This window comes from Pseudomonas sp. TE3899 (genome assembly GCF_056279105.1).
Map to the genome: position 1 here is coordinate 661,805 of NZ_JBWBQR010000001.1, position 21,385 is coordinate 683,189.

Below are 21,385 nucleotides of genomic sequence, written 5' to 3' on the forward strand. Positions count from 1 at the left end.
GTGAGGGTTATTCATGAATCTGTTCCAGCTCCGCGCATTCGATGCCGTGGCCCGGGAAGGCAGCTTTACCCGGGCCGCCGCGCGGCTGTTCATCAGCCAGCCGGCGGTCACCGGGCACATCAAGGCGCTGGAGGAGCACTACCAAATCACCCTGCTGCGCCGTACCGCCCGACGAGTGGAGCTGACGGAGGAGGGCACCAAACTGGCGGCGATCACCCGGGCGATGTTCGGCCTGGCGGAAGAAGCGCAAGTGATGCTGGAGGCCAACCGCCAGTTGCTGACCGGGCGCCTGGAAGTGGCGGCGGACGGACCGCACATGGTCATGCCGATGCTTGCCAGCCTGCGGGCGCGCTATCCGGGGATCACGGTGAACCTGCGTTTGGGCAATGCCCAGGAAACCCTGGCGGCGTTGTTGTCCGAGCATGCCGATGTGGCGGTGCTGACCGAAGTCGAACCGCGCAAGGGTTTGCATCTGCAAGCGTTGAGCGAGTCACGGATCTGCGCACTGGTGCCGGCCGGGCATCCGTGGGCGCAGCGTTCCAAGGATGTGCAGCTCAAGGAACTGGATCAGGTGATCATGGTGCTGCGCGAGCCGAGCTCGATCACCCGGCGTACGTTTGATGAGGCGTGCACGCAGGCCAAGGTCAATCCCCGGGTGTTGCTGGAGCTGGACAGTCGCGAGGCGGTGACCGAGGCCGTTGCCGCGGAGTTGGGGGTTGGCGTGGTGTCGTCAGTGGAAGTCAGCCATGACCCGCGGGTGGTGGCGGTGCCGATTATTGGCGAGGGGCTGATCAATCGGCACATGATCGGCTGCATGGAACGTCGGCGGGATTTGCGCTTGATTCAGGCGTTTTTCGATTTAGCGCCTTCTACCTGACCTGACCTGATCGTTCCCACGCTCCGCGTGGGAATGCCTCAATGGACGCTCCGCGTCCGCTTTGGGACGCGGAGCGTCCCGGGCTGCATTCCCACGCGGATCGTGGGAACGATCTACGTGAGGACGATCATTTGGGCAGACTCTCACGCACCATCTCCAGAAACGTCGCCACCACCCGCCGTGAACTCTGCTCGCGCAAACACACCAGCGTCTCCGTCAGCCGCCGCTTGCAGTCGATAATCGGCAACGCGCAAACCCTGGAGTCAGCACCAAACTCGGCTGCCGACACCACGCCAACCCCAATCCCGACCACCACCGCCTCCCGCGCCGCTTCCCGGCCTTCGACCTGAATCGCCGGCCGAATCCGCAACCCGGCCCCGGCCATTTCCTCCTCCAGAGTCTGGCGCGTCACCGAGCCAATCTCCCGCAGCACTAACGGCGTGTCATCCAGGTCCGCCAGGCAGATCGACTCGCGATCGGCCCACGGATGATTGCGCGAGACGAACGCCACCATCGGGTCATTGCGCAGCGGCAACGAGATCAATCGTTCATCACTGACATCGCGCCCCAGTAACGCCAGATCCGCCTGATAGTTGAACAACCGGAACAACGACTCATCGGTGTTGCCGGTTTCGATCTTGACGCTGATGCCGGGGTAGCGCTCGCAGAACCGGGCGATCTGCGGCAACACGTGGATGGGCGCATCCACCGCGAGGATCAGGCTGCCGGTTTGCAGCGCCCGGGAATCCTGCAACAACTCCTGGGCTTCGGCCTCGATGACGAACAGGCGCTGGGTGATGCTCAGCAAGCGCTCGCCCAGATCCGTCAGGCGCACCGAGCGTTTGTTGCGATGGAACAGCAAAACACCGAAGCGCTCTTCGAGTTTGCGCACTTGGTCGGAAATCGCCGGTTGCGTGAGGAATAGCCGCTCGGCGGCCTTGGTAAAGCTTCCGTGAACGGCCACGGCGTGGAAGGCTTTGAGTTGGGCGTGGGAAACCGACATCGAAACCTCCAGTAACAAGCTGAGCTTATATTGGAAATACGATAAATCGATTTCACTTATTAATCAGTAATTGTTTTTATCCGCCTCAGCCCCGGTGACTGGTCAGTCGAACAGCGTCGGGTGCCATGAGCCTGTGCGTGCAACAGCAGGACTCATCTGACCGGTATCGCTTCAGGGAAGCCGCGATACCGAAGTGCTCAACAATAAAAAAACAGGCGTTATTTCTCAATTTCTGCCGGCACACTCACACCCTGAGGTCAGAACCACCATGAACAAGCATATCGGCACCATCAAGCGTTGGCGCGTGCAGATCTTCGCTATCACCTGGCTCGCTTACGCCGCTTTCTATTTCACCCGCAAAGCCTTTTCGGTGGCCAAACTGGGGATCGCCGAAGACCCCACCTTCATGCTCGACAAAATGGCCATGGCCAACCTCGACGCGATCTACCTGGCGGCCTACGCCGTCGGCCAATTCACTTGGGGCATCCTCGCCGACCGCTTTGGCCCGCGAGTAGTCGTGCTCGGCGGCTTGCTGATTTCCGCGGCGGCAGCACTGGTGATGGGCAATTTCGCCACGTTGCCGATCTTCGCCACCTGCATGTTGATTCAAGGCCTGGCGCAGTCCACCGGCTGGTCGGGACTGTGCAAGAACATCGGCAGTTTCTTTCCCGCCCAGCAGCGTGGGCGGGTGCTGGGGTTGTGGAGTTCCTGTTATGCCTTCGGCGGACTGGTGGCGTCACCGTTCGCCGGTTGGTGGGCTTACACGCTGGTGGGCAGTTGGCACGCGGCGTTTATTTCCAGTGCGGCGGTGGTTGGGCTGGTCGCCGTGCTGTTTTTTATTTTTCAACGTAACAAACCTGAAGACGTGGGCTTGCCTGCCGTCGAGCCGGAACCCGAGCTGAGTGCCGAAGAGGCTTACGCACAAAGCAAAATCAGCGTTCTGGAACCCCTGAAGGAAATCCTGCGCAACCGCACGGTGCTGGTGCTCGGGCTCTCGTACTTCCTGTTGAAACCGGCGCGCTACGCGATTCTGTTGTGGGGTCCGGTGATCGTCTTCGAACAAATGCCCTCGGTGGGCAAGGTCGGTGCGGCGATCATTCCGACTTCGTTCGAACTGGCCGGGCTGCTCGGGCCGATCCTGCTCGGGCTGGCCTCGGACAAACTGTTCGGCGCCCGTCGTATGCCGGCGTGTGTGATCAGTCTGTTGGCGCTGACGGTTTCCCTGGCGCTGTTCATGGGCGCCTTGCACACCGGCAGCGTGATGCTGGTGGTGGCGCTGTTGTTCGTCATGGGCCTGACGCTTTACGGGCCGGATTCGATGATCAGCGGCGCGGCGGCGATTGATTTTGGTACTGCCAAGGCCGGCGCCACGGCGGCGGGTTTTGTGAATGGCTGCGGCTCAGTCGGGGCGATTCTCGGCGGCTTGCTGCCGGGGTATTTCGACTCGGTCACGGTGTTCATCATCTTCGCCGGTTGCGCCATGTTCTCGGCCTTCGTCCTGATCCCGCACTGGAACAGCCGCCCGGCAGGCCTGAGCCTCGATTGCGCCTCCGTGCCCAACCAACCCATGACCATCAAACCCCTGCGTACCTGAGGAAACCCCCATGAGACCTTTCTGGCTGGACCAAGCGCTGGCGGCGCAGCCCTGCGCGCCGTGCGAGCCACTGGCGGGCGACACCCGGGCCGACGTGTGCATCGTCGGCGGTGGCTACACCGGGTTGTGGACCGCGATCATGCTCAAGGAGCAAAACCCCGAGCTCGACGTGTTGCTGATCGAGGCCGACATCTGCGGCGCCGGTGCCAGTGGCCGCAACGGTGGTTGCGCACTGTCGTGGTCGGCCAAGTATTTCACCCTGGAACGCTTGTTCGGGGTTGAAGAAGCGGTGCGACTGGTCAAGGAATCGGAGCGCAGCATCTACGCGATCGGTACGTTCTGCGAGCAGTACGGGGTCGACGCCGATTACCGCCTCGACGGCACGCTCTACACCGCGACCAACCGCGCGCAATGCGGTTCGACCGACGCGGTGATCGCGGCGCTGGAGCGCAACGGCATCAACTCGTTTACCCAGCGGCCGGTGGCGGATGTGCAGCGCATGGCCGGTTCCAGCAAGCACCTGGAAGGCTGGTTTTCCCCGGCGGCGGCGAGTGTGCAACCGGGCAAACTGGTGCGCGGTTTGCGTCGGGTCGCCTTGCAACTGGGCGTGCGGATTCATGAAAACACCGCGATGACCGGACTGGAGGAGGGCAAACCGGCGGGGATTCAAACGCCGAACGGCACAGTCCGCGCGGACCGGGTGGTGCTGGCGATGAACGCGTGGATGGCCCGGGCCTTCCCGCAGTTCGAACGCAGCGTGGCGATTGTCTCCAGCGACATGCTGATCACCGAACCGCGCCCGGACTTACTCAATGAAATCGGCTTGACCAGCGGCGTCACCGTGCTCGATTCGCGGATTTTCGTGCACTACTACCACAACACCCCGGACGGCCGGATCATGCTCGGCAAGGGCGGCAATACCTTCGCCTACGGTGGGCGGATGCTGCCGGTGTTCGACCAGCCATCGCCTTATGCCGGGCTGTTGCGCAGCAGCCTGGCGGACTTCTTCCCGGCGTTTGCCGAGGTCAAGGTCGAGGCAACCTGGAACGGCCCTTCGGATCGCTCGGTCACCGGGTTGCCGTTCTTCGGCCAGATGAGCACCAGCGGCAATGTGTTCTACGGTTTCGGTTACTCCGGCAGTGGCGTCGGCCCGTGTCATATGGGCGGGCAGATTCTGGCCTCGATGGTGCAAGGCCTGGACAACCCCTGGACCCGCTCGCCGCTGGTCAACGGACCGTTGGGGTACTTCCCGCCGGAGCCGATTCGTTACCTGGGCTCATTGATGGTGCGCAATGCGATCCGCCGCAAGGAACGCGCCGAGGATCATGGCCGCCGGCCGCGGCATCTGGATGTGCGGCTGGCGAAATTCGCGGCGGCGGCGGGCAAAGCCGACAAGGGTTGAGCGCGCCTCTCAGTTAAAGGGTGACAACAAACCTGTGGCGAGGGGGCTTGCCCCCTTTGGGTCGCGAAGCGGCCCCCGGCATTCTGTCAGGCACACCGCATCGACTGGTTTTACGACTGCTTCGCAGCCGAACGGGGGCAAGCCCCCTCGCCACAGACAATTTCCCCTCACCCAAGCACCTAGCCACAGTGGAGTGTTGTTTGCTAAACCGGGTCAGGGCATGTCCGGGCGATTGACCAGCCAATCGAGCAACAACCGCGTATCGCCGCGCGGTGGTGGGGGCTGTGGCGGTTGTGGATGCTGGATGTTTGAAGCGGCGCAAATGACCGGCCGATCCGGGTCGCTGTCCAGAAAACTGATGAACACGTCACTGCCGGCCAAGGGCAGCCCGGATGCGCCCACGGCCACCGGTAGCCACAAACCCATGGGCTCGCGCGTATTGGGTCCCGGCCACAGGCTGACCTCAATCCGCCCCTGTTCATCCAGCGTCGCCGGTCGCCCTGGCTCGCCCAGGACGCGGGCCGGTTGATAGCCGGGGATGTTCGGCCGGGGTTGTTTAAGCGCCGGGCGAAACTCCGTTGACCAGGGGATCGCGCGGAACCGATTGCAGTAGCCCGGCGTTTCAAACGGCGCCTCGGCGAGGATCGACGATTGTTGCCCCTGGTGGCGAATGTCGGTGAGCAACCATTGGTCGTTGAAACTCGTGATCGGGTGTTGCTCCACCTGCACGATCCGTCCGCTGAGCAACGCGGTCTGATCGCTCTGGCCGTGGACTTGCCGTTGCTGGCAACGCAACCGCTCCAAGGTTCGACGACTGCGTTGATCACGGTTCATCGCCGGTTTGCCGGTCAGCGGATGATTGGCCGCGCCAAAGCCGTCGGCCCCCGTGCTGCGGTCCCGGGCCTGGGTGGGGGCAAGCGTCAGCGGTGAGTCATGACGCTGGAACAGTTCGCGGATCGCGGCAGATTCAGGCTCGTCGAATGGCTGGTCATGGAAGGGCGTCAGCACCGGTTCCTGGGGGAAACTCAAACTGTCATCGGCCAGCACCAGCACGTGCCCCTCGCGCCGGTGTTCGAAGTGATAGTGGATGCCTTCCTCTTCGCAAAGTCGATGCAGCAAGCCCAGATCCGTTTCCTCGTACTGAATGCAAAAGGGCCGGACCGGATACTGCCCGGTGCTCAGTTCAAAGCGATAGCTGAGTGTGGGCAGGGCATGCTCCTCCAATAATTGGCGCAGGATGGCGGGCACGCTGAGGTGATGAAACACGCGACGGTTGCGCTGTTGTTCGAGAGTTTGCAGATGCGGCACCAGCGTCAGTCGATAACCGATCCGGTGCGCGCCACGATGCTCACGACTGGCGCTGCACAGCACACCGTGAAAGCCCTGTTCGTCACCCAGGCTCAGGAAGGCCGGTTGTTGCAGCAGGCGCTCGAGGTTCATCGCCGGCGCCAGGCCGATCACTTCGATGTCGAACCGAAAGGGCTGGTTAAGGCCTTCGCGGCCGTTGAACTGCAATACCTGCAAACTCAAATCAGCCTCGACGAGGGTCAGGGTGAAAGGACTTTCCTTGTCGTTGTGCATCGAGTGCGCTTCTGCCATGAAATACGTGGGCGCAGAGGGTACGAAACCACAGGCCTGAATAGTCATCGCAAAGCGACTTTTCAGAATTGCCCTACACGCACTGCTGAAGATGCCGATGCGTGCTGCCGGTAAACAGGATGGAATTTTTGGTCGATTGCCAACTTTAGGCCGTATAAACTTCGCACCCTGCGTCGGCCAATAGATGTCTCGGCGCCACAGATCAAGAGAGTGAGTAATGGGCGCACAGTGGAAGGTTAAACACAAAGAAGCGGCATCCAACGCCAAGGGCAAGATCTTCGGCAAACTGGTGAAAGAAATCACCATTGCTGCACGTAACGGCGCCGATACTGCCACCAACGCACATTTGCGTCTGGTGGTCGAGCAGGCCAAGAAAGCCTCGATGCCCAAGGAAACCCTGGATCGCGCGATCAAGAAAGGCGCGGGCCTGTTGGGCGAGACCGTGCAATACCATCGCGTGACCTACGAAGGCTTTGCCCCGCATCAGGTGCCGCTGATCGTTGAATGCGTGACCGACAACATCAACCGTACCGTGGCTGAAATCCGCGTGGCGTTCCGCAAGGGCCAACTGGGTGCTTCCGGTTCGGTCAGCTGGGACTTCAACCACGTCGGCATGATCGAGGCGTCCCCGGACAGCCCCGACGCCGACCCGGAAATGGCCGCCATCGAAGCGGGCGCCCAGGATTTCGAGCCGGGTGACGAAGAGGGCACGACCCTGTTCCTGACCGAGCCCGCGGACCTCGACGCTGTACAGAAAGCCTTGCCTGGGCAGGGTTTTACCGTGTTATCCGCCAAGCTGGGCTACCAGCCGAAGAACCCGGTCAGCGGGTTGAGCGACGAGCAAATGGCTGAAGTCGAAGCCTTCCTCGAAGGCCTCGACAACCACGATGACGTGCAGGACATGTTTGTCGGGTTGGCGGGTTAAGCCGCAACGCTGATTTGTGATCTGACTTTGTGGCGAGGGAGCTTGCTCCCGTTGGGCTGCGAAGCGGCCCCAAAAGCTTGGGAGCGCTGCGCACTCCAGCGGGAGCAAGCTCCCTCGCCACAGGTTTTTTGGTAGGGCTATCGGAAATGCATGGCAGCCAATTCCAGGACAACCTCGCCAAACCCCGGTCGCGCCAGCACATCCGCCTGGCAGCATCGCCGCTGCAACGCTTCCAGCGCCAGCCGATCGGCATCGCTCAGACCTGAATCGATCCGCGCCAGCAATTCCTCCAGCAACACCCCGAACGCCCGCACCTCGATCCGTTGCAGCGCGCGGGTTTCCAGGTTGTCCGTGGTCGCGTGAAACGACGCACCACCGAAGTCGCCCAGCAGGCAATCACCGTGTTCATTCCACAAAATGTTGTGGGCGTAGAGGTCGCCGTGGGTGATGCCTTGTTGGTGCAAATGTTCAGCCGCCGACGCGATGCCACGGGCGATGCGCAAGGCCACAGCACCTGTAAAGCGGGTGTCGTCGGTGTAGACGTCGCGGCTGCAGGACGCCAGGCTCGGCAACCCGGCCAGGTTGCGATAGCTCGGGTCGATCAGTTGCATCACCAGCCCGGCCTGGTCTTGCGGGTGCTCGACGATACGCCCCTCGACACGGATCAGGTTGGGGTGCAGGCCGGCGGTAATGCAGGCGTTCATTTCGTGCAGCGGCGAGCCATCGCTGGTCATTTCGCCTTTATAGAGTTTTACCGCAACCTGGGTGGTCGGCTGCTGTGCACGTTCCCAAGAGGCGCGATGGATCACGCCGGAAGCGCCTTCACCGAGTTTTTGCTCAAGGTGCAGCGCTGACCAAGGGATGCTCGGTGTGGCGTCGAGGGCGGTGGCGTCGGCTTCGGTTTCCAGCGGGTTGCCGGCATAGGCCAGCCAGGTCAGGGCTGGCAAGGTCAGCAGCCATTCGGGCAGTTCGGTGAAACGGTTGGCCGAAATACGCAGCAGTTCCAGGCGATGGCACTGCACCAGGCTCTCGGGCAGTTGCTGCAACTGGTTGCCGGACAGCATCAGTTTTTGCAGCAGCGGACGTTCACCCAATTCAGTCGGCAGTTCGCTGATGCAGTTGTCGGTCAGGATCAGCCAGCGCAGCAGCGGCGGCAGGGCGGCGCCTGGCACATGTTCAATGCGGTTGGCGCGAAAGCCGATCATGCTCAGCGCGGCACATTGGCCCAGGCACGCCGGCAGTTCGGTGAACTGGTTATCGGAGCAGAACACAATCCGCAGACGGGTCAGGCGATGCAGGTCGTCCGGCAGGCTGCTCAAGGCATTGCCGCTGAGGTTGAGCACTTCCAGCGAGTCCGCCAGGTCGAAGATTTCCCGGGGAAACTCGGTGAGGCCGCAGGACAGATCCAGACGAGAGATGCCGGCCAGCTCGCCGGCCCGCAGTTGTGCGAGGGTATTCATGAACGGATTCGCTATTGAAGGGTGAAGAAGAACGCGGGCGACATGATAACGATATGAAGCTGTGTCGGCCCTGAAAAGATCTCGGCCTATGACTCCCGGACTTCAACCAACTGCCCCAACCGACTTCGCGTACGCGCCAGGTCAATCGCATCGCCGCGCAGACTCTCGCGCAACGATAGCCGTCCCAGCAACACCAGGTGCTTGTCCTGATCGTACAAAACGTCGATCAGGTTGATAAACCGCTGCTGCGCCGCCATCGAACAATCGCCCAGGGTCGGCAGTTCATCAATGATCCAGTGATCGAAACGCCGACACAGTTCCAGATAGTCCATTACCGCCGTCGGGTGGTCGCACAGATCGCTGAAAGTAAATTCGACGGTTCGCCCTTCGCAGTACCGCGCGGGCAGATGGCGGGTGCCGACGGGCAACGCCACGGGGGCGACGCGTTCTGGCAGCTTCAACGCCTGGCGCTGGAGCGGCGTCCCCGGCCAGACGTACCGGCCGTGGGTAAACACCTGCTGGGCGTGGGTTCGCGCCTGGCTTCTGTAGTCATGCGGGCCGCCGACCTCCATGACCTGCATGCGTGTGTTGATCAGGTCGATCACCGGTTTGAAACGCGCGTGGTAGAGCGGGTTGGGCAGCAAGCCTTCCGGTGGGTAATTGGAGGTAATCAACAGCAAAATGCCCCGGCGGAACAGCGCCTTGAACAGCCGGGCGATGAGCATCGCATCGCCGATGTCGTGGACGTGGAACTCGTCGAAACACAACACCCGACAATCCTGCAACAGCTCATCGAGGGTGGTCGCCAGGGCATCGGGTTGTTCGCGATGGCTGAACATACCCTGATGCAGTCGCGCGAAAAACTCATGAAAGTGCAGGCGCTGTTTTTGCGCGAGGGGGATGGCCTGGAAAAAACCGTCCAGCAGCCAGCTTTTGCCGCGCCCGACCGCGCCGTGCAGGTACAGACCGGGCAGGGTTTTCGCCGACGTACCGAGCAGCGTCGTCGCGTGCTGGGCCATGCAGTCGATCACTCGCTGCTGGCTGTGGCTGAGGGTGTAACCCTGGGCGAGCGCCTTGTGCTGGAAGTAATCATGGATGACCCGGTGGCTGGCCGGCAGCGCGGCGACCTTGCCGAACAAGCGGCGCAACGCGGGCCAGCGTGATGTGAGTCGCGAACGGGTGGGCGGTCGAATGGCCACGATCATGTCACTCCCGGGTTCTTCAGGCCGGCTCATCGAGCGGCGGCGTAGTTTAACCAAAGGGTTAAACGACCTGCCACCCGCGTGTGCGGTTGGCATGTTTGAAGATCAAGATCAAAAGATCGCAGCCATCGGCAGCTCCAGGGGCGTGCGAAGCCATGGGTTTACTAGCGCTCAATACTCCGATTCCACCGCGCATTCCACGCCGGGCGCTGTTCGTTCACCTGGTCCCAATCCACCGCAATCGCTGTCTGCAAATACTGCTGCATCGCCTCGACCTGCCCCCGGGTCTTGTCGGTAGTCGGGGTGTTGGGGTTGGACGGGATCTGGTCGCCATCTTCCAGCGCAGCGGCTTGTGCGTCCGGTGTCAGCAGGAACGCCGCGAGTTTTTGCGCCAGTTCCGGTTGGGTGTTGTTGGCGATCGCACATTCGGCGACGTTCAGCACCACGGCGCCTTCTTTGGGCTGCGCATATTCCACCGGCATGCCCTTGAGTTTCAGCGCGGTGACCTGGGTTGGCGTCAGCGGGAACAGCGCGGCTTCGTCGGTTTGCAGCATTTCCGAGATCTTCGCCGAGCTTGGGATGTATTCCAGCACGTTGCGCCCCACGGTGTTCGGCCAGGCCTTGAAGCCCGGTTCGACGTCGGTTTCGCTGCCGCCCTGAATCCGGTTGAACATCAGGAAGCCATGCAGGCCGAAGGTCGAGGAGTCCATGGACTGGAACACCACTTTATCCTTGAAACGCGGGTCGGCCAGGTCCATCCACGAGGTCGGCGCGGCCCAGCCTTTTTCCTTGAACAGCCGGGTGTTGTAGGCCAGCCCGGTGACGCCGAGGCTGACCGCCACGGCTTGATCCTTGATCCGGCCCTTGGCCGGAATCTGCGCCAGGGTCGGGCTGTCCTGGAGTTTGTCGCACAGGCCCATGGAGATCGCGCGGTACATGATGCCGTCGTCGAGGAACATCACGTGCAGCTGCGGGTTGCCCTTGCTGGCTTGGACCTTGGCCAGGATGTCGGCGGATGTCCCCGGCACGATCACCACTTTGACGTTGTTGGCTTTCTCGAACACCGGCAGCACCTTGTCGGCGTAGAGCCGCTCCATGGTCCCGCCGTTCATGCCCAGGTAAAGCGTCGGTTCGGCGTGGGCCTGGGCGACCGTGAGCAGGGCGCCCATGCAGGACAACCCGAGCAGTGCAGTGCGTTTGACGTTATTCATTGGCGCGACCTTCCTCTATCAAGCAACTGGGATGGAGTGAAACCGGGTGATGGAAAACGCATCCAGCGACGTTTTTGACGCGCCGCTGCAGATGATCTCGGTGAGCGCCTGGCCCACCGCCGGGCCGATCTGGAAACCGGCGCCGGCAAAGCCAAACCCGTGCAACAGACCGGGCTGGGTGCCGCTGTGCCCGATCACCGGTTGGCGATCAGGCAGATAACCTTCGGTGCCGCTCCAGGTACGAATCGCCTGGGCGCCTTCAAGGAACGGGTAGAGTTCGACCGCTTGCCGCAGGATCTCAAGCACGGCGATCTGACCCGGCCGGGCGCGGGCGTCGTCGAGGGCAAAGCCCTGGCCGCCGCCCAACACACAGTTGCCGCGTGAGACCTGGCGGGCGTAAATGCCGCCACCCTCGACCCCGGTGCTGGCGTTCATCACCAGCGGCAGCGGTTCGGTGACCAGCATCGCCGGGTGGCCGGCGTGCATCGGCACGGCTTCGCCAAACTGTTCGGCGAGTTTGCCGGCCCAGGCTCCGGCGCAATTCAGCAGCCACGGTGCGCGGAATTCGAGGCCGCTCGCGGTGTCGACGTGAAAACGCTGGCCGTCGTGTTCAACCCGGGTGACGGCGCATTGCTCATGAATCTGCGCACCATGGCGCCGCGCCGTTTGGGCAAACGCCGGGGACACCAGTCGTGGGTTGGCGTGGCCGTCATCGGGACAGAAGGACGCACCGGCTGCCACGTCGCCGACCCACGGAAACCGTGCGCGCAGCTCATCGCGTTCGAGGATCTGCAAGTCGAGACCGAACCCCTGGCTGCTGGCGGCGTAGTCCTGCAAGGCGCGCAGATCGTTGAGGCTGCGGGCCAGTTTCAGATGGCCGCTGCGCTGGTACTCACCATCGATGCCGATCAACTGCGGCAGGTGTGCCCAGAGTTCGTGAGCCTGTTGCGACAGCGGCAGTTGCGACAACGGGCGACCCTGACGCCGTACGCCACCGTAGTTCACACCGCTGGAGTGGGAGCCGCAAAAGTCCCGCTCCAGCAGCGCCACGCGGCGCCCGGCCTTGCTCAGAAACAGCGCGGCCGAGGCGCCGACAATCCCGCCGCCGATGATGATGGCGTCGACTTCGATCATGGCTCGACCTCCAGGCCAAACGGCAGCGGTTTGATCGGGGACTGCGCGCGCAACCGGCCAATCTCCGACACCGGGCGTTGGCTTTCGCAGGCAATGATTTCCGCCGCTGCGGCCCCGCACATCCGGCCCTGGCAACGCCCCATGCCGACCCGGCAATGGGCCTTGACCCGGTTGATCTCCCAGTGGCCTTCGCGCACAACCTGGCGGATATCGCCGGCGCGGACTTCTTCGCAGCGGCAGACGATCAGGTGGTCGGCGGTGTTGGCGGCCCAGTCTTCGGGGAAGGCGAAGGCTTGCTCCAGTCCTTTGCGGAACGTTCCGATCGTTTGCAGTGATTGTTCAAGGGCCGCGGGGCGCTCGGTCGGGATCAGGAAACCGCTGTCTGCAAGCAGGGCCAACGCGGCGCGTTCACCGGCCATTTCCGCCGCATCGGCGCCCATGATCCCGGCGCCGTCACCGGCCAGGTACACCTCGGCGACACTGCTGCGACCGGCGCTGTCCCGTCGGGGCAGCCAGGCGCGGTTGAGGGGGTTCCAGGCAAATTCGCAGCCGAGCAGGTCGGCGAGTTGGGTTTCGCTGCGCAGGCCATGGGCGAAGGCGACAGCGTCGCAGTCGATTTGCTGTGAGCCTTTTTGATTGCGCCAATTCAGCGACTGCACCCGTTGTTCGCCGTTGACCTGAACCAGGCTGGCGCCTTGATGCACCGGGATGCCGTGGGCGGTCAGCCAGCTGCGGTAATAGATGCCTTTGGCCAGGGTCGCCGGTTGTGTCAGCAGGCCGGGCAGGGCGCGGACCTGGGCGCCGAAGGGTGAACTGTCGAGCACCGCCAGCACTTTCGCGCCGGCCTTGGCGTACTGGTAGGCGACGAGGTACAGCAACGGTCCGCTGCCAGCGAACACCACTCGCTCACCGATGGCGCAGCCCTGAAACTTCAGCGCAATCTGCGCCGCGCCGAGGCTATAAACCCCCGGCAAGGTCCAGCCCGGCACCGGCAGAATCCGGTCGGTGGCGCCGGTGGCGACGATCACCCGGGAGAACGCCAGGCGTGTGGCGCGGCCATCCTGCAACGTGTCGAGCGCACCGGCCTCGGCGTTCCACACCAGGGTTTCCGGGCGGTAGTCGAGTTGCTCGCGCAGGACGTCGAGGGTTTGATGGATCGCCTTGGCTTTGTGCGCTTCGAAGCCGTAGAGCTTGGCTGCCGAGCGCGTGAAGTTTGCCGGTTGCCGCCGATAAATCTGCCCGCCGCCGCGCGCGGCTTCGTCCAGCAGGATCGGACGCACGCCATGGGCGACCAGGGTTTGTGCGGCACGGATACCCGCGGGACCGGCGCCGACGATGATCACGGGATTCATACCAAACGCCCCGGCTCACGGTTGATCTGTTGCCCGGCTTCGAGCAGCGTCGAGCAGGCCCGCACCCGGCGGCCATCGCCCAGGCGCACCCAGCAATCCTGACACGCGCCCATCAGGCAGAACCCGGCGCGGGGCTCGGCGCTGAAGTCGCTGCCGCGCAGGTGGTCGCTGCAGGTCAGCACGGCGGTCAGCACGGTGTCGCCGAGCAGGGCGGTGGACGGTTGGCCGTCGAGGACGAAGTCCAGGGCCGGGCGGTCGCCTTCGGCCAGTCGTTTCAGCAGAGCCATGGCGCCCTCATTGTTTGCCCACCAGGACCCGATCCAGGCCATAGACCCGGTCGAGCAGAATCATCGTCAACGCCGTCAAACCAATCACCAGTGCCGACACCGCCGCCATCATTGGATCGATGGACTCGGTGGCGTACACATACATGCGCACCGGCAACGTTTGCGTGGCCGGCGAGGTGACAAAAATCGACAACGTCACCTCATCGAAACTGTTGATAAACGCCAGCAACCAACCCCCGGCCACACCGGGCAGAATCATTGGCAACGTGATTTGCCTGAACAGCGTGAACCGCCCGGCGCCCAAGGATTGCGCGGCGTGTTCGGCGCTGCGGTCCAGGCCAATCGCCGACGCCAGCACCAGCCGCAGCACATACGGCGTGATCACCAGCACATGGGCAAAGATCAGCCAGCCGAAGCTTCCATTCACGCCCATCAGCGCAAACAGGCGCAGCAGTGCGACGCCCAGAACCAAGTGCGGAATGATGATCGGCGACAGGAACAAACCGTTGAAAAAGCCCCGCCCAGGAAACTCATAGCGAGTGATGGCCAACGCCGCCGGCACCGCAATCAACGTCGCCAGCGTCGCGGCGCAGAACGCCAGGATCAGGCTGTTGTAGAACGCATCGACGAAATCGGCGCGCTCGAATACGGCGCGAAACCAGCGCAACGAGAAGTTTGTAGTGGGCAGGCTCAGGGTGTTTTCCGGGGTGAACGCCACCAGGCACACCACCACCAGCGGCGCGAGCATGAACAGCACCACCAGGGCATGAAACAGCAGGGCGAAAGGACCGTTTTTGGACATGTCGAGTTATCCCAATGACTTCTTGTAGCGGCCTTCGATCATCCGGTTCCACGACAGCATGATCAGCAGGTTGAGCAGCAACAGGGCCACGGCAATCGCCGCGCCCATCGGCCAGTTCAGCTCCGACAGGTACTGGTCGTAGATCAGCGTGGCGACCATTTTCAAGCGTCGGCCGCCGAGCAAACCGGGAATGGCGAAGGAGCTGGCGGCGAGGCCGAACACAATCAAGGTGCCGGACAATACGCCGGGCATGATTTGCGGCAGCACCACTTTGCGCATGACGGTGAGGTGGCTGGCACCGAGGGACAGCGCGGCTTGCTCGGCGGCCGGGTCGAGTTTCTGCAGCGAGGTCCAGACCGGAATGATCATGAACGGCAGCATCACGTGGACCAGCGCAATCACCACCGCAAACGGCGTGTACAGCAGCTTCATCGGCGAGCCGCCGAAGGCTTGCAAGGTCTGATTGACCAGGCCGTCGGCACCGAGCAACAGGCTCCAGCCAAAGGCGCGCACCACCACCGAAATCAGCAGCGGTGTGAGGATCAGAATCAGGAAAATCGAACGCCACGGCGCGCCCATGCGGCTGAGGATGTACGCCTCTGGCACGCCGATTAGCACACAGAGCAGCGTGGTCAGGCCGCTGATCCAGAAGGTGCGCAGGAAGATCTCGTAGAAGTACGGATCCCCCAGCAGGCTGCTGTAGTGGTCGAGGGTGTAGGCGTTGCCGTTGATGCCGGAGTTGTAGTCGAAGACGTTGAACGACAACACCAATGTCAGCAGCAACGGAATGACCAGCAGGCACACGTACAAGGCCAGGGCCGGTGCCGACAATAGATAGCCTTGGCGTCCCTGGCGGGCGGCGGCGAGCAGACTCATGCCGGCACCTCGTCGACACTCAACACCCGCAACAGCGCCGCGTCCCAGTCCAGGCCCACCGCCGTGCCTTCGGCCAACGGTGCCGAGCCGTCGTTGCGACGCACTACGCTGAGTTCGCCCAGGGGCGTGGAGACGCCGTACAGCCATTGGCTGCCGAGGAAGAAGCGGCTGACGATCTGACCTTGCAAACGGCCGTGATCTTTATCCCGCAGATCGATTTTTTCCGGGCGCAGGCTCAGGATCAGATCACCGCCGCTGCGCACTTGAACAATGCCGGCGCCATCACGCTCGCCGGGCAGTAGATTGGCCTTGCCGACAAACCCGGAAATAAACTCGGTGCGCGGATGTTCATAAAGGGTGTACGGCGCGTCGATCTGGGTGATACGCCCGGCCTGCATCACCACCACGCGGTCGCTGATGGACAGCGCTTCGGACTGGTCGTGGGTGACCATCAGCGTGGTAATGCCGACTTCGCGCTGGATGCGGCGGATCTCGAATTGCATCTCTTCGCGCAGGTTGGCGTCGAGGTTGGACAGTGGTTCGTCGAGCAGCAAAACCGGCGGTTCAATCACCAACGCCCGGGCCAACGCGACACGCTGACGCTGACCGCCGGACAGTTCCCGTGGATAACGTTCGGCGTGTTGGTCGAGGCGCACCAGTTTCAACACCCGAGCCACCCGTTGCTGCAACTCGGCGTTCGGCACTTTGCGCATCCGCAGGCCAAAGGCGACGTTGTCCTGCACGCTCATGTGCGGAAACAAAGCGTAACTCTGGAACACCACGCCCAGACCACGGCTGGCGGGTTTGGCGTGGGTGATGTCGCGACCGTCGAGCACGATGCGTCCGCTGCTGACGTCGACGAAGCCGGCGATCATTTGCAGGGTGGTGGTTTTGCCGCAGCCGGAAGGGCCGAGCAGGGACACGAACTCGCCTTTTTCCACCGAGAGGTTGGTGGCGACGACGGCATCGATTTCGCCGTAGCGTTTACCGAGGTTTTCAAGTTGCACGAAGGCCATAGCTGCGCTCCACCTGAGATTGTTATGCGCGGCCTTGGGGTCGCGCTTTTTTGTATGGGCAGATACGAAAGGATGATGCGGGGTGCGTTGGCGCTCGACTTGGGTCGGCTGCCGCTGTTGTTCGAATCGCCCCTGTATGGACGCAGAGTAGGACGAAGAATAGGATGCGCTCAATGGCCTATTTCACTGAAGCGATGACTATTTTCAGTTTCATTCGGTGAGTAAATTTATTGTCGAGAAAATTCATGCCTGATTCCACTGAGCGGAATGAAACAAAAAATGAAGTCGGTGTCGGTGCAGTCTCACGCCTGTTTGCGGTGCTGCGCAGCCTCGGCGATACGGTGGAGGGCGGTGAGCGCGTGACGCAACTGGCCCAGCGCATCGGTTTGTCGCAACCGACGACGCATCGTTTGCTGCGAAGCCTGATGGACGAGGGCATGGTCGAGCAGGATGCGCGCACTAAACGCTATCGCCTGAGCCTGGATTTCTTTGCCCTGGCGGCCCGTGCCGGCAACACCGGCAACCTGCGGGAACTGGCGCGCCCGGCGTTGCTGCGGCTGTCGGCGTCGTTGGGGGATTCGTTGTTTCTGCTGGCGCGCAGTGGTTTTGACGCGATCTGCCTGGACCGCAGTGAGGGGCCGTTTCCGATTCGTACCTTTACCGGCGACATCGGCGGGCGGGTGGCGTTGGGTGTGGGGCAGGGGAGTTTGGCGATCCTGGCGTTTCTGCCGGAAGAAGAGCGGGACACGGTGATTCACTACAACCTGCCGCGGCTAAAGGACTTCCATTTGTATGACGAAGTGTTCCTGCGCTCGGAGGTCGAGAACGTGCGGGCGCTGGGGTATGCCGGGCGTAACACGGGGGTGTTGCAGGGCATGGCCGGGGTGGCGGTGCCGATTCTGGATCGTGACGGGCGGGCGGTGGCGGCGTTGAGTGTGGCGACGGTTAGTGATCGGTTGGGGCCGGATCGGTTGCCGACGGTGGTGGAGATGTTGAAGCGTGAGGCGGCGCTGATCGGGCCAAGGATTAATCCGTTTGATCCACTGTTGCGCAGGCCCTCGCAAGTGTTTGGGCAGGCCTGATGATCGTTCCCACGCGGAGCGTGGGAATGCCTCAAGGGACGCTCCGCGTTCCAGCTTCGGGAAGGGACGCGGAGCGTCCCGGGCTGCATTCCCACGCGGAGCGTGGGAACGATCAGGGTCAGAAGTTCACGGTTTGCTTGAGCATCCGCGCCGCCGCTGTGTCGCTCGGGCTGACCATTGCGTAGTTGTACCCGGCCCCTGACCAGTATTGTTGATCGTTCCCACGCTCCGCGTGGGAATGCCTCAAGGGACGCTCCGCGTTCCAGCGCCGGGAAGGGACGCGGAGCGTCCCGGGCTGCATTCCCACGCGGAGCGTGGGAACGATCGGGGTCAGAAGTTCACGGTTTGCTTGAGCATCCGCGCCGCCGCCGTGTCGCTCGGGCTGACCATTGCGTAGTTGTACCCGGCCCCCGACCAGTACTCGGCCTGCAACTCGCCATCGCTGCGACTGCCTCGCGGCAGCAGGTAGTTTTTCGGGCCTGGCGGACGGACGTAGAAGCTGATCTTGTGCCCGACCGCATCCTCATAAACCACCATCGCCGCCGGCCCTTGCTCGGTGCTGAGCAAGCGTCCGCTGACCGGTTTGAAACCAGCCCCCGCCAGGTCCGGCAAGCGGTTAGCCTGGGTGAAGTAACGGTCGAGCCAGCGCTGCATGTCGCCGTCATCACTGACCTTGTAGTCCGCCGGCAACATGCCTTGCTGGGCAAACAAGCGGTAGGCCTGCATCGCATCGGCCATCGGCGCCTGGGTGCTGAGCAGGGTCATTTCCCGCGCCTGCCAGCCACTGATGCCGCCGACGCTGACCGCGATCAACAATACGGCAGCGCTGGCCAGATGGCGCCGGGATTGGCGTTTGAGGCCCTGGCGAATCACCACGGGATCGAGGTCCGGATTGGCCGGTTGCTGCAACGCGCCGCTTAACGCCGCGCGCAGTTGTTGAGCGTCTTGCTGCCAGGCCCGCACCTGTTCGGAAACTTCTGCATTGCTGGCCAGAAAAGTCTCCATCAGACGTCGGTCGGCCTCGTTGAGTTGGTGATCGACGTAGGCGTGCAGGTCACGCTCGCTTGGGGGCATGCTGATCATTTGAGTCTCCGCAGGGAAGGGCGGCTGATTTCGCCATCGCTGAGTTCGCGCAAGGCCTGGCGGGCGCGGGACAGGCGGGACATCACGGTGCCAGTCGGGACGCCGAGAATCTCGGCGACCTCTTTATACGTCAGGCCTTCCACCGACACCCACAGCAGCAGGGCGCGCTGTTCAGTGTTGAGCTGGTCGAAGGCTTGCAGGGTGGTTTGGGCAATCACGGTGCGCTCGGCCGAGGGCTGGGCATCGTCACGTCCGGTAAAGAATTCGAGCATCCGCGCATAACGCCGGGAGCGCCGGTGCGCGTCGAGAAACTGCCGATAGAGGATCGAAAACAGCCAGGCCCGCAGATCGCCGTCGGGGCGTTTGTCGCTCCAACTCGACAGCGCCCGCTCGAGGCTGGCCTGGACCAGATCGTCGGCGCTGCTGGGGTTGCGCGTCAACGACACGGCAAACCGGCGCAATCTGGGAATGATTTCTCTGAGCTGTTCGTCGATATCGTTCATGAGTTTCTGACTAGTCACTACGCTAGGGGGAGTCAGGTCTCACAAATACGTTCCTTTTTGGCGGCGTCTGTTGTCGCCATACTGCGTTGCCGCTCCTCGCCATAGCGGGCTATGACTCGTCGCGGCGCCTTGTCTGGCAACAACAGCCACTCGCCAAAAGGAACGTATTTGCGAGACCTGACTCCGGGAAGACGCCCGGCACCTGAGGTTATTCCACGCCCGAAAAAATAAATACCGGCCGATGGAATAAACCTGCGCGGGGTGCGTCTGCTTGGTTCTTCTCACTTGTGGCCGATGGCCCTGGAGTCTTTCATGGTAGATCGCTCAACACCGCCCAACCGGCCGCCGCTGAGTACCGCCAGCCTGACCGCGCGCCTGGCCGGTATCGCCGTCATCGTTGCGGCCGTGGCCGGGGCTTTTGCCTACGTCAACGGCACCTTCGACCCACAACGCCTGACGCCGAAAAAACTGATCAACGTGCTGGAAACCAACAACGGCGTGCACCCGGGGTTCCGGCGTAATCACTCCAAAGGCGTGTGCGTGATCGGCCACTTCGAGAGCAGCGGCGAGGCCCGCAGCTATTCCACTGCCCAGGTGTTCAATGACGCGCGGACCCCGGTGGTCGGACGTTTCGCCCTGCCGGCCGGTAATCCTTATGCGCCGGACTCCGCCGTGCCGATCCGCAGCCTGGCGCTGCGTTTCACCCAGGCCAACGGCCAACAGTGGCGCACCGGGATGAACAGCATGCCGGTGTTCCCGGTGGGCACGCCCGAGGCGTTCTATCAGTTGCAGCAGGCGCAATCGCCGGAACCGGCCACGGGCAAGCCCAATCCTGCGGCGGTGCCGGCGTTCTTCGGTTCGCACCCGGAAGCCGGGCCGTTCCTGGCCTGGATCAAGACCGCCAAGCCTTCGGCCAGTTACGTGACGGAAACCTACAACAGCATCAACGCGTTTTACCTGGTGAATGCGTCCGGGCAGAAGCAGGCAGTGCGCTGGAGCATGGTCCCGGTGGCCCAGGACGCGGCGGGTGCCACGGCACCTGAAGGTGCCGATTTCCTGGAGAAAGACCTGGTGCAGAAAATTGCCGCAGGACCGCTGCGCTTCAAGTTGAACATCACCCTGGCCAACCCTGGTGATCCGGTGAATGACGCCAGCAAGACCTGGCCCGAGGGCCGCAAAGTGATCAACGCCGGGACCCTGGTGCTCGACGCAACCCAGCCGCAACTCAACGGCGAGTGCCGCGACATCAACTACGACCCGCTGGTGTTGCCGGCCGGGATCGAAGGTTCCGACGACCCGTTGCTCGCCGCGCGCTCCGCCGGATACGCCAGTTCCTACCTGCGTCGCACCAGCGAAGTGAATCAGTTGCCCGCCGCCAAACAGGAGGCTCAACAATGAGCGCCCAACCCAAGCATTTCGTCCCGCTGGCGCGCCTGCTGCACTGGCTGATGGCATTGATGGTCATCGCGATGCTGTTTATCGGCGCGGGCATGGTGGCCTCGGTGTCCGAGCGTCATGAATGGCTGATCCACCTGCACAAACCCTTGGGCATTGCGATTCTGCTGCTGGTGATCGTGCGCCTGGCCGTGCGCTTTTCTACCCAACAGCCACCGCTGCCGGCGGACCTGCCGGGTTGGCAGGTGCTGGCGGCCAAGGCGTCCCATGTCTTGCTGTACGCCTTGATGCTGATTTTGCCGCTGCTGGGCTGGGCGATGATTTCGGCGGCGGGGGACCCGGTGATGCTCAGCACTTCACTGCAATTGCCGTCGATTGTGCCGGCGAATGCTCAGGTGTTTGCGGTGCTGCGCAAGGCCCATGGGTATCTGGCATATCTGCTGTTTTTGACGGTACTGCTGCATCTGGCGGCGGCGTTGTTTCATGGTTGGGTGCGCCGCGATGATGTGTTGGACAGCATGTTGCGGGGTAAGGATCGCAGCTGAAAGGCCTCTTGCTGAACCATTGTGGCGAGGGAGCTTG

At 62.7% G+C, this 21,385-nt stretch carries 20 protein-coding genes and 1 pseudogene; 7 read left to right on the forward strand and 14 right to left on the reverse strand.

Features of this window, described 5'->3' with window-relative positions:
- Nucleotides 1-13 precede the first annotated feature (13 nt).
- Nucleotides 14-877, forward strand: coding sequence for a LysR substrate-binding domain-containing protein (locus ACZ89E_RS02940; protein ID WP_476254801.1), 864 nt, complete (start codon nt 14-16; stop codon nt 875-877).
- Nucleotides 878-1,004: 127 nt separating this feature from the next.
- Here ACZ89E_RS02940 and ACZ89E_RS02945 read toward each other — a convergent pair whose 3' ends face one another.
- A complete protein-coding gene (locus ACZ89E_RS02945; protein ID WP_149661963.1) occupies nt 1,005-1,880 on the reverse strand; it encodes a LysR family transcriptional regulator in 876 nt (291 codons plus the stop codon).
- 268 nt (nt 1,881-2,148) lie between these two features.
- On the opposite strand from ACZ89E_RS02945, the gene ACZ89E_RS02950 reads away from it, so the two are divergent.
- Together ACZ89E_RS02950 and ACZ89E_RS02955 are read left to right on the forward strand one after the other, a co-directional pair.
- Nucleotides 2,149-3,474: an MFS transporter gene (locus tag ACZ89E_RS02950; protein ID WP_149661962.1), complete on the forward strand. Its 1,326-nt coding sequence runs from the start codon at nt 2,149-2,151 to the stop codon at nt 3,472-3,474.
- Nucleotides 3,475-3,484: 10 nt separating this feature from the next.
- Entirely contained in the window at nt 3,485-4,876 is a 1,392-nt protein-coding gene (locus ACZ89E_RS02955) for an FAD-dependent oxidoreductase (protein ID WP_149661961.1), read from the forward strand.
- A 213-nt stretch (nt 4,877-5,089) separates the two neighbouring features.
- On the opposite strand, the gene ACZ89E_RS02960 is transcribed toward ACZ89E_RS02955, so the two are convergent.
- Nucleotides 5,090-6,457 carry a type VI secretion system Vgr family protein gene (locus ACZ89E_RS02960; RefSeq protein ID WP_463257931.1) on the reverse strand — a complete coding sequence of 456 codons (1,368 nt, stop codon included), beginning with the start codon at nt 6,455-6,457 and terminating at the stop codon, nt 5,090-5,092.
- Between the two features lie 235 nt (nt 6,458-6,692).
- Between ACZ89E_RS02960 and ACZ89E_RS02965 the strand changes: the two genes are divergently transcribed.
- Nucleotides 6,693-7,400 (forward strand): YebC/PmpR family DNA-binding transcriptional regulator, encoded by a 708-nt coding sequence (locus ACZ89E_RS02965; RefSeq protein ID WP_133838743.1) that lies wholly within the window; start codon nt 6,693-6,695, stop codon nt 7,398-7,400.
- 137 nt (nt 7,401-7,537) lie between these two features.
- Here the strand turns inward: ACZ89E_RS02965 and ACZ89E_RS02970 are convergent, their stop codons facing one another.
- The 9 genes from ACZ89E_RS02970 to ACZ89E_RS03010 form a co-directional block, all read right to left on the reverse strand.
- Complete coding sequence (locus ACZ89E_RS02970; protein ID WP_149661959.1) at nt 7,538-8,860, reverse strand: leucine-rich repeat-containing protein kinase family protein; 1,323 nt, start codon at nt 8,858-8,860, stop codon at nt 7,538-7,540.
- Nucleotides 8,861-8,946: 86 nt separating this feature from the next.
- Nucleotides 8,947-10,059: a cell division protein ZapE gene (zapE, locus tag ACZ89E_RS02975; protein WP_149661987.1), complete on the reverse strand. Its 1,113-nt coding sequence runs from the start codon at nt 10,057-10,059 to the stop codon at nt 8,947-8,949.
- 167 nt (nt 10,060-10,226) lie between these two features.
- Nucleotides 10,227-11,273, reverse strand: a complete 1,047-nt coding sequence (locus ACZ89E_RS02980) for an ABC transporter substrate-binding protein (RefSeq protein ID WP_476254802.1) — start codon at nt 11,271-11,273, stop codon at nt 10,227-10,229.
- Between the two features lie 18 nt (nt 11,274-11,291).
- The gene (locus ACZ89E_RS02985) at nt 11,292-12,407 is read right to left on the reverse strand and encodes an NAD(P)/FAD-dependent oxidoreductase (RefSeq protein WP_476254803.1); all 1,116 of its coding nucleotides are present in this window, start codon (nt 12,405-12,407) and stop codon (nt 11,292-11,294) included.
- Nucleotides 12,404-13,759 carry an FAD/NAD(P)-dependent oxidoreductase gene (locus ACZ89E_RS02990; RefSeq protein ID WP_476254804.1) on the reverse strand — a complete coding sequence of 452 codons (1,356 nt, stop codon included), beginning with the start codon at nt 13,757-13,759 and terminating at the stop codon, nt 12,404-12,406. The genes ACZ89E_RS02985 and ACZ89E_RS02990 overlap by 4 nt, the downstream gene beginning before the upstream one ends.
- The gene (locus tag ACZ89E_RS02995; protein WP_149661955.1) at nt 13,756-14,046 is read right to left on the reverse strand and encodes a (2Fe-2S)-binding protein; all 291 of its coding nucleotides are present in this window, start codon (nt 14,044-14,046) and stop codon (nt 13,756-13,758) included. The genes ACZ89E_RS02990 and ACZ89E_RS02995 overlap by 4 nt, the downstream gene beginning before the upstream one ends.
- A 7-nt stretch (nt 14,047-14,053) precedes the next feature.
- Complete coding sequence (locus ACZ89E_RS03000) at nt 14,054-14,848, reverse strand: ABC transporter permease (protein WP_133838737.1); 795 nt, start codon at nt 14,846-14,848, stop codon at nt 14,054-14,056.
- A gap of 6 nt (nt 14,849-14,854) precedes the next feature.
- Nucleotides 14,855-15,724, reverse strand: a complete 870-nt coding sequence (locus ACZ89E_RS03005) for an ABC transporter permease (protein ID WP_149661954.1) — start codon at nt 15,722-15,724, stop codon at nt 14,855-14,857.
- Complete coding sequence (locus ACZ89E_RS03010) at nt 15,721-16,740, reverse strand: ABC transporter ATP-binding protein (RefSeq protein WP_476254805.1); 1,020 nt, start codon at nt 16,738-16,740, stop codon at nt 15,721-15,723. The genes ACZ89E_RS03005 and ACZ89E_RS03010 overlap by 4 nt, the downstream gene beginning before the upstream one ends.
- Nucleotides 16,741-16,985: 245 nt before the next feature.
- On the opposite strand from ACZ89E_RS03010, the gene ACZ89E_RS03015 reads away from it, so the two are divergent.
- Nucleotides 16,986-17,822, forward strand: coding sequence for an IclR family transcriptional regulator (locus ACZ89E_RS03015; RefSeq protein WP_149661952.1), 837 nt, complete (start codon nt 16,986-16,988; stop codon nt 17,820-17,822).
- Nucleotides 17,823-17,940: 118 nt separating this feature from the next.
- On the opposite strand, the pseudogene ACZ89E_RS03020 reads toward ACZ89E_RS03015, so the two are convergent.
- The 3 genes and pseudogenes from ACZ89E_RS03020 to ACZ89E_RS03030 all read right to left on the reverse strand — a co-directional run.
- A pseudogene (locus ACZ89E_RS03020) lies at nt 17,941-18,033 on the reverse strand (anti-sigma factor); the annotation flags it as partial.
- Nucleotides 18,034-18,152: 119 nt separating this feature from the next.
- The gene (locus ACZ89E_RS03025) at nt 18,153-18,905 is read right to left on the reverse strand and encodes an anti-sigma factor family protein (RefSeq protein ID WP_476254806.1); all 753 of its coding nucleotides are present in this window, start codon (nt 18,903-18,905) and stop codon (nt 18,153-18,155) included.
- Nucleotides 18,902-19,408, reverse strand: coding sequence for a sigma-70 family RNA polymerase sigma factor (locus ACZ89E_RS03030; protein WP_123410032.1), 507 nt, complete (start codon nt 19,406-19,408; stop codon nt 18,902-18,904). The genes ACZ89E_RS03025 and ACZ89E_RS03030 overlap by 4 nt, the downstream gene beginning before the upstream one ends.
- Before the next feature lie 312 nt (nt 19,409-19,720).
- Between ACZ89E_RS03030 and ACZ89E_RS03035 the strand changes: the two genes are divergently transcribed.
- Nucleotides 19,721-20,806: a catalase family peroxidase gene (locus ACZ89E_RS03035; protein WP_476254807.1), complete on the forward strand. Its 1,086-nt coding sequence runs from the start codon at nt 19,721-19,723 to the stop codon at nt 20,804-20,806.
- Nucleotides 20,803-21,348 (forward strand): cytochrome b, encoded by a 546-nt coding sequence (locus ACZ89E_RS03040; RefSeq protein ID WP_463257921.1) that lies wholly within the window; start codon nt 20,803-20,805, stop codon nt 21,346-21,348. Before ACZ89E_RS03035 ends, ACZ89E_RS03040 begins: the two co-directional genes overlap by 4 nt.
- The last annotated feature ends 37 nt before the right edge of the window (nt 21,349-21,385 follow it).

What these genes read in the sequence shown, in the direction of transcription:
- ACZ89E_RS02960 (WP_463257931.1), bottom strand. Translation starts at nt 6,457, where the DNA reads ATGCACAACGACAAGGAAAGTCCTTTCACCCTGACCCTCGTCGAGGCT.
- ACZ89E_RS02965 (WP_133838743.1), top strand. Translation starts at nt 6,693, where the DNA reads ATGGGCGCACAGTGGAAGGTTAAACACAAAGAAGCGGCATCCAACGCC.
- ACZ89E_RS03005 (WP_149661954.1), bottom strand. Translation starts at nt 15,724, where the DNA reads ATGAGTCTGCTCGCCGCCGCCCGCCAGGGACGCCAAGGCTATCTATTG.
- ACZ89E_RS03000 (WP_133838737.1), bottom strand. Translation starts at nt 14,848, where the DNA reads ATGTCCAAAAACGGTCCTTTCGCCCTGCTGTTTCATGCCCTGGTGGTG.
- ACZ89E_RS02970 (WP_149661959.1), bottom strand. Translation starts at nt 8,860, where the DNA reads ATGAATACCCTCGCACAACTGCGGGCCGGCGAGCTGGCCGGCATCTCT.
- ACZ89E_RS02985 (WP_476254803.1), bottom strand. Translation starts at nt 12,407, where the DNA reads ATGATCGAAGTCGACGCCATCATCATCGGCGGCGGGATTGTCGGCGCC.
- ACZ89E_RS03025 (WP_476254806.1), bottom strand. Translation starts at nt 18,905, where the DNA reads ATGATCAGCATGCCCCCAAGCGAGCGTGACCTGCACGCCTACGTCGAT.
- ACZ89E_RS03015 (WP_149661952.1), top strand. Translation starts at nt 16,986, where the DNA reads ATGCCTGATTCCACTGAGCGGAATGAAACAAAAAATGAAGTCGGTGTC.
- ACZ89E_RS02955 (WP_149661961.1), top strand. Translation starts at nt 3,485, where the DNA reads ATGAGACCTTTCTGGCTGGACCAAGCGCTGGCGGCGCAGCCCTGCGCG.
- ACZ89E_RS02995 (WP_149661955.1), bottom strand. Translation starts at nt 14,046, where the DNA reads ATGGCTCTGCTGAAACGACTGGCCGAAGGCGACCGCCCGGCCCTGGAC.
- ACZ89E_RS02940 (WP_476254801.1), top strand. Translation starts at nt 14, where the DNA reads ATGAATCTGTTCCAGCTCCGCGCATTCGATGCCGTGGCCCGGGAAGGC.
- ACZ89E_RS03035 (WP_476254807.1), top strand. Translation starts at nt 19,721, where the DNA reads ATGGTAGATCGCTCAACACCGCCCAACCGGCCGCCGCTGAGTACCGCC.
- ACZ89E_RS02950 (WP_149661962.1), top strand. Translation starts at nt 2,149, where the DNA reads ATGAACAAGCATATCGGCACCATCAAGCGTTGGCGCGTGCAGATCTTC.
- ACZ89E_RS02980 (WP_476254802.1), bottom strand. Translation starts at nt 11,273, where the DNA reads ATGAATAACGTCAAACGCACTGCACTGCTCGGGTTGTCCTGCATGGGC.
- ACZ89E_RS02945 (WP_149661963.1), bottom strand. Translation starts at nt 1,880, where the DNA reads ATGTCGGTTTCCCACGCCCAACTCAAAGCCTTCCACGCCGTGGCCGTT.
- ACZ89E_RS03040 (WP_463257921.1), top strand. Translation starts at nt 20,803, where the DNA reads ATGAGCGCCCAACCCAAGCATTTCGTCCCGCTGGCGCGCCTGCTGCAC.
- ACZ89E_RS02990 (WP_476254804.1), bottom strand. Translation starts at nt 13,759, where the DNA reads ATGAATCCCGTGATCATCGTCGGCGCCGGTCCCGCGGGTATCCGTGCC.
- ACZ89E_RS03030 (WP_123410032.1), bottom strand. Translation starts at nt 19,408, where the DNA reads ATGAACGATATCGACGAACAGCTCAGAGAAATCATTCCCAGATTGCGC.
- ACZ89E_RS03010 (WP_476254805.1), bottom strand. Translation starts at nt 16,740, where the DNA reads ATGGCCTTCGTGCAACTTGAAAACCTCGGTAAACGCTACGGCGAAATC.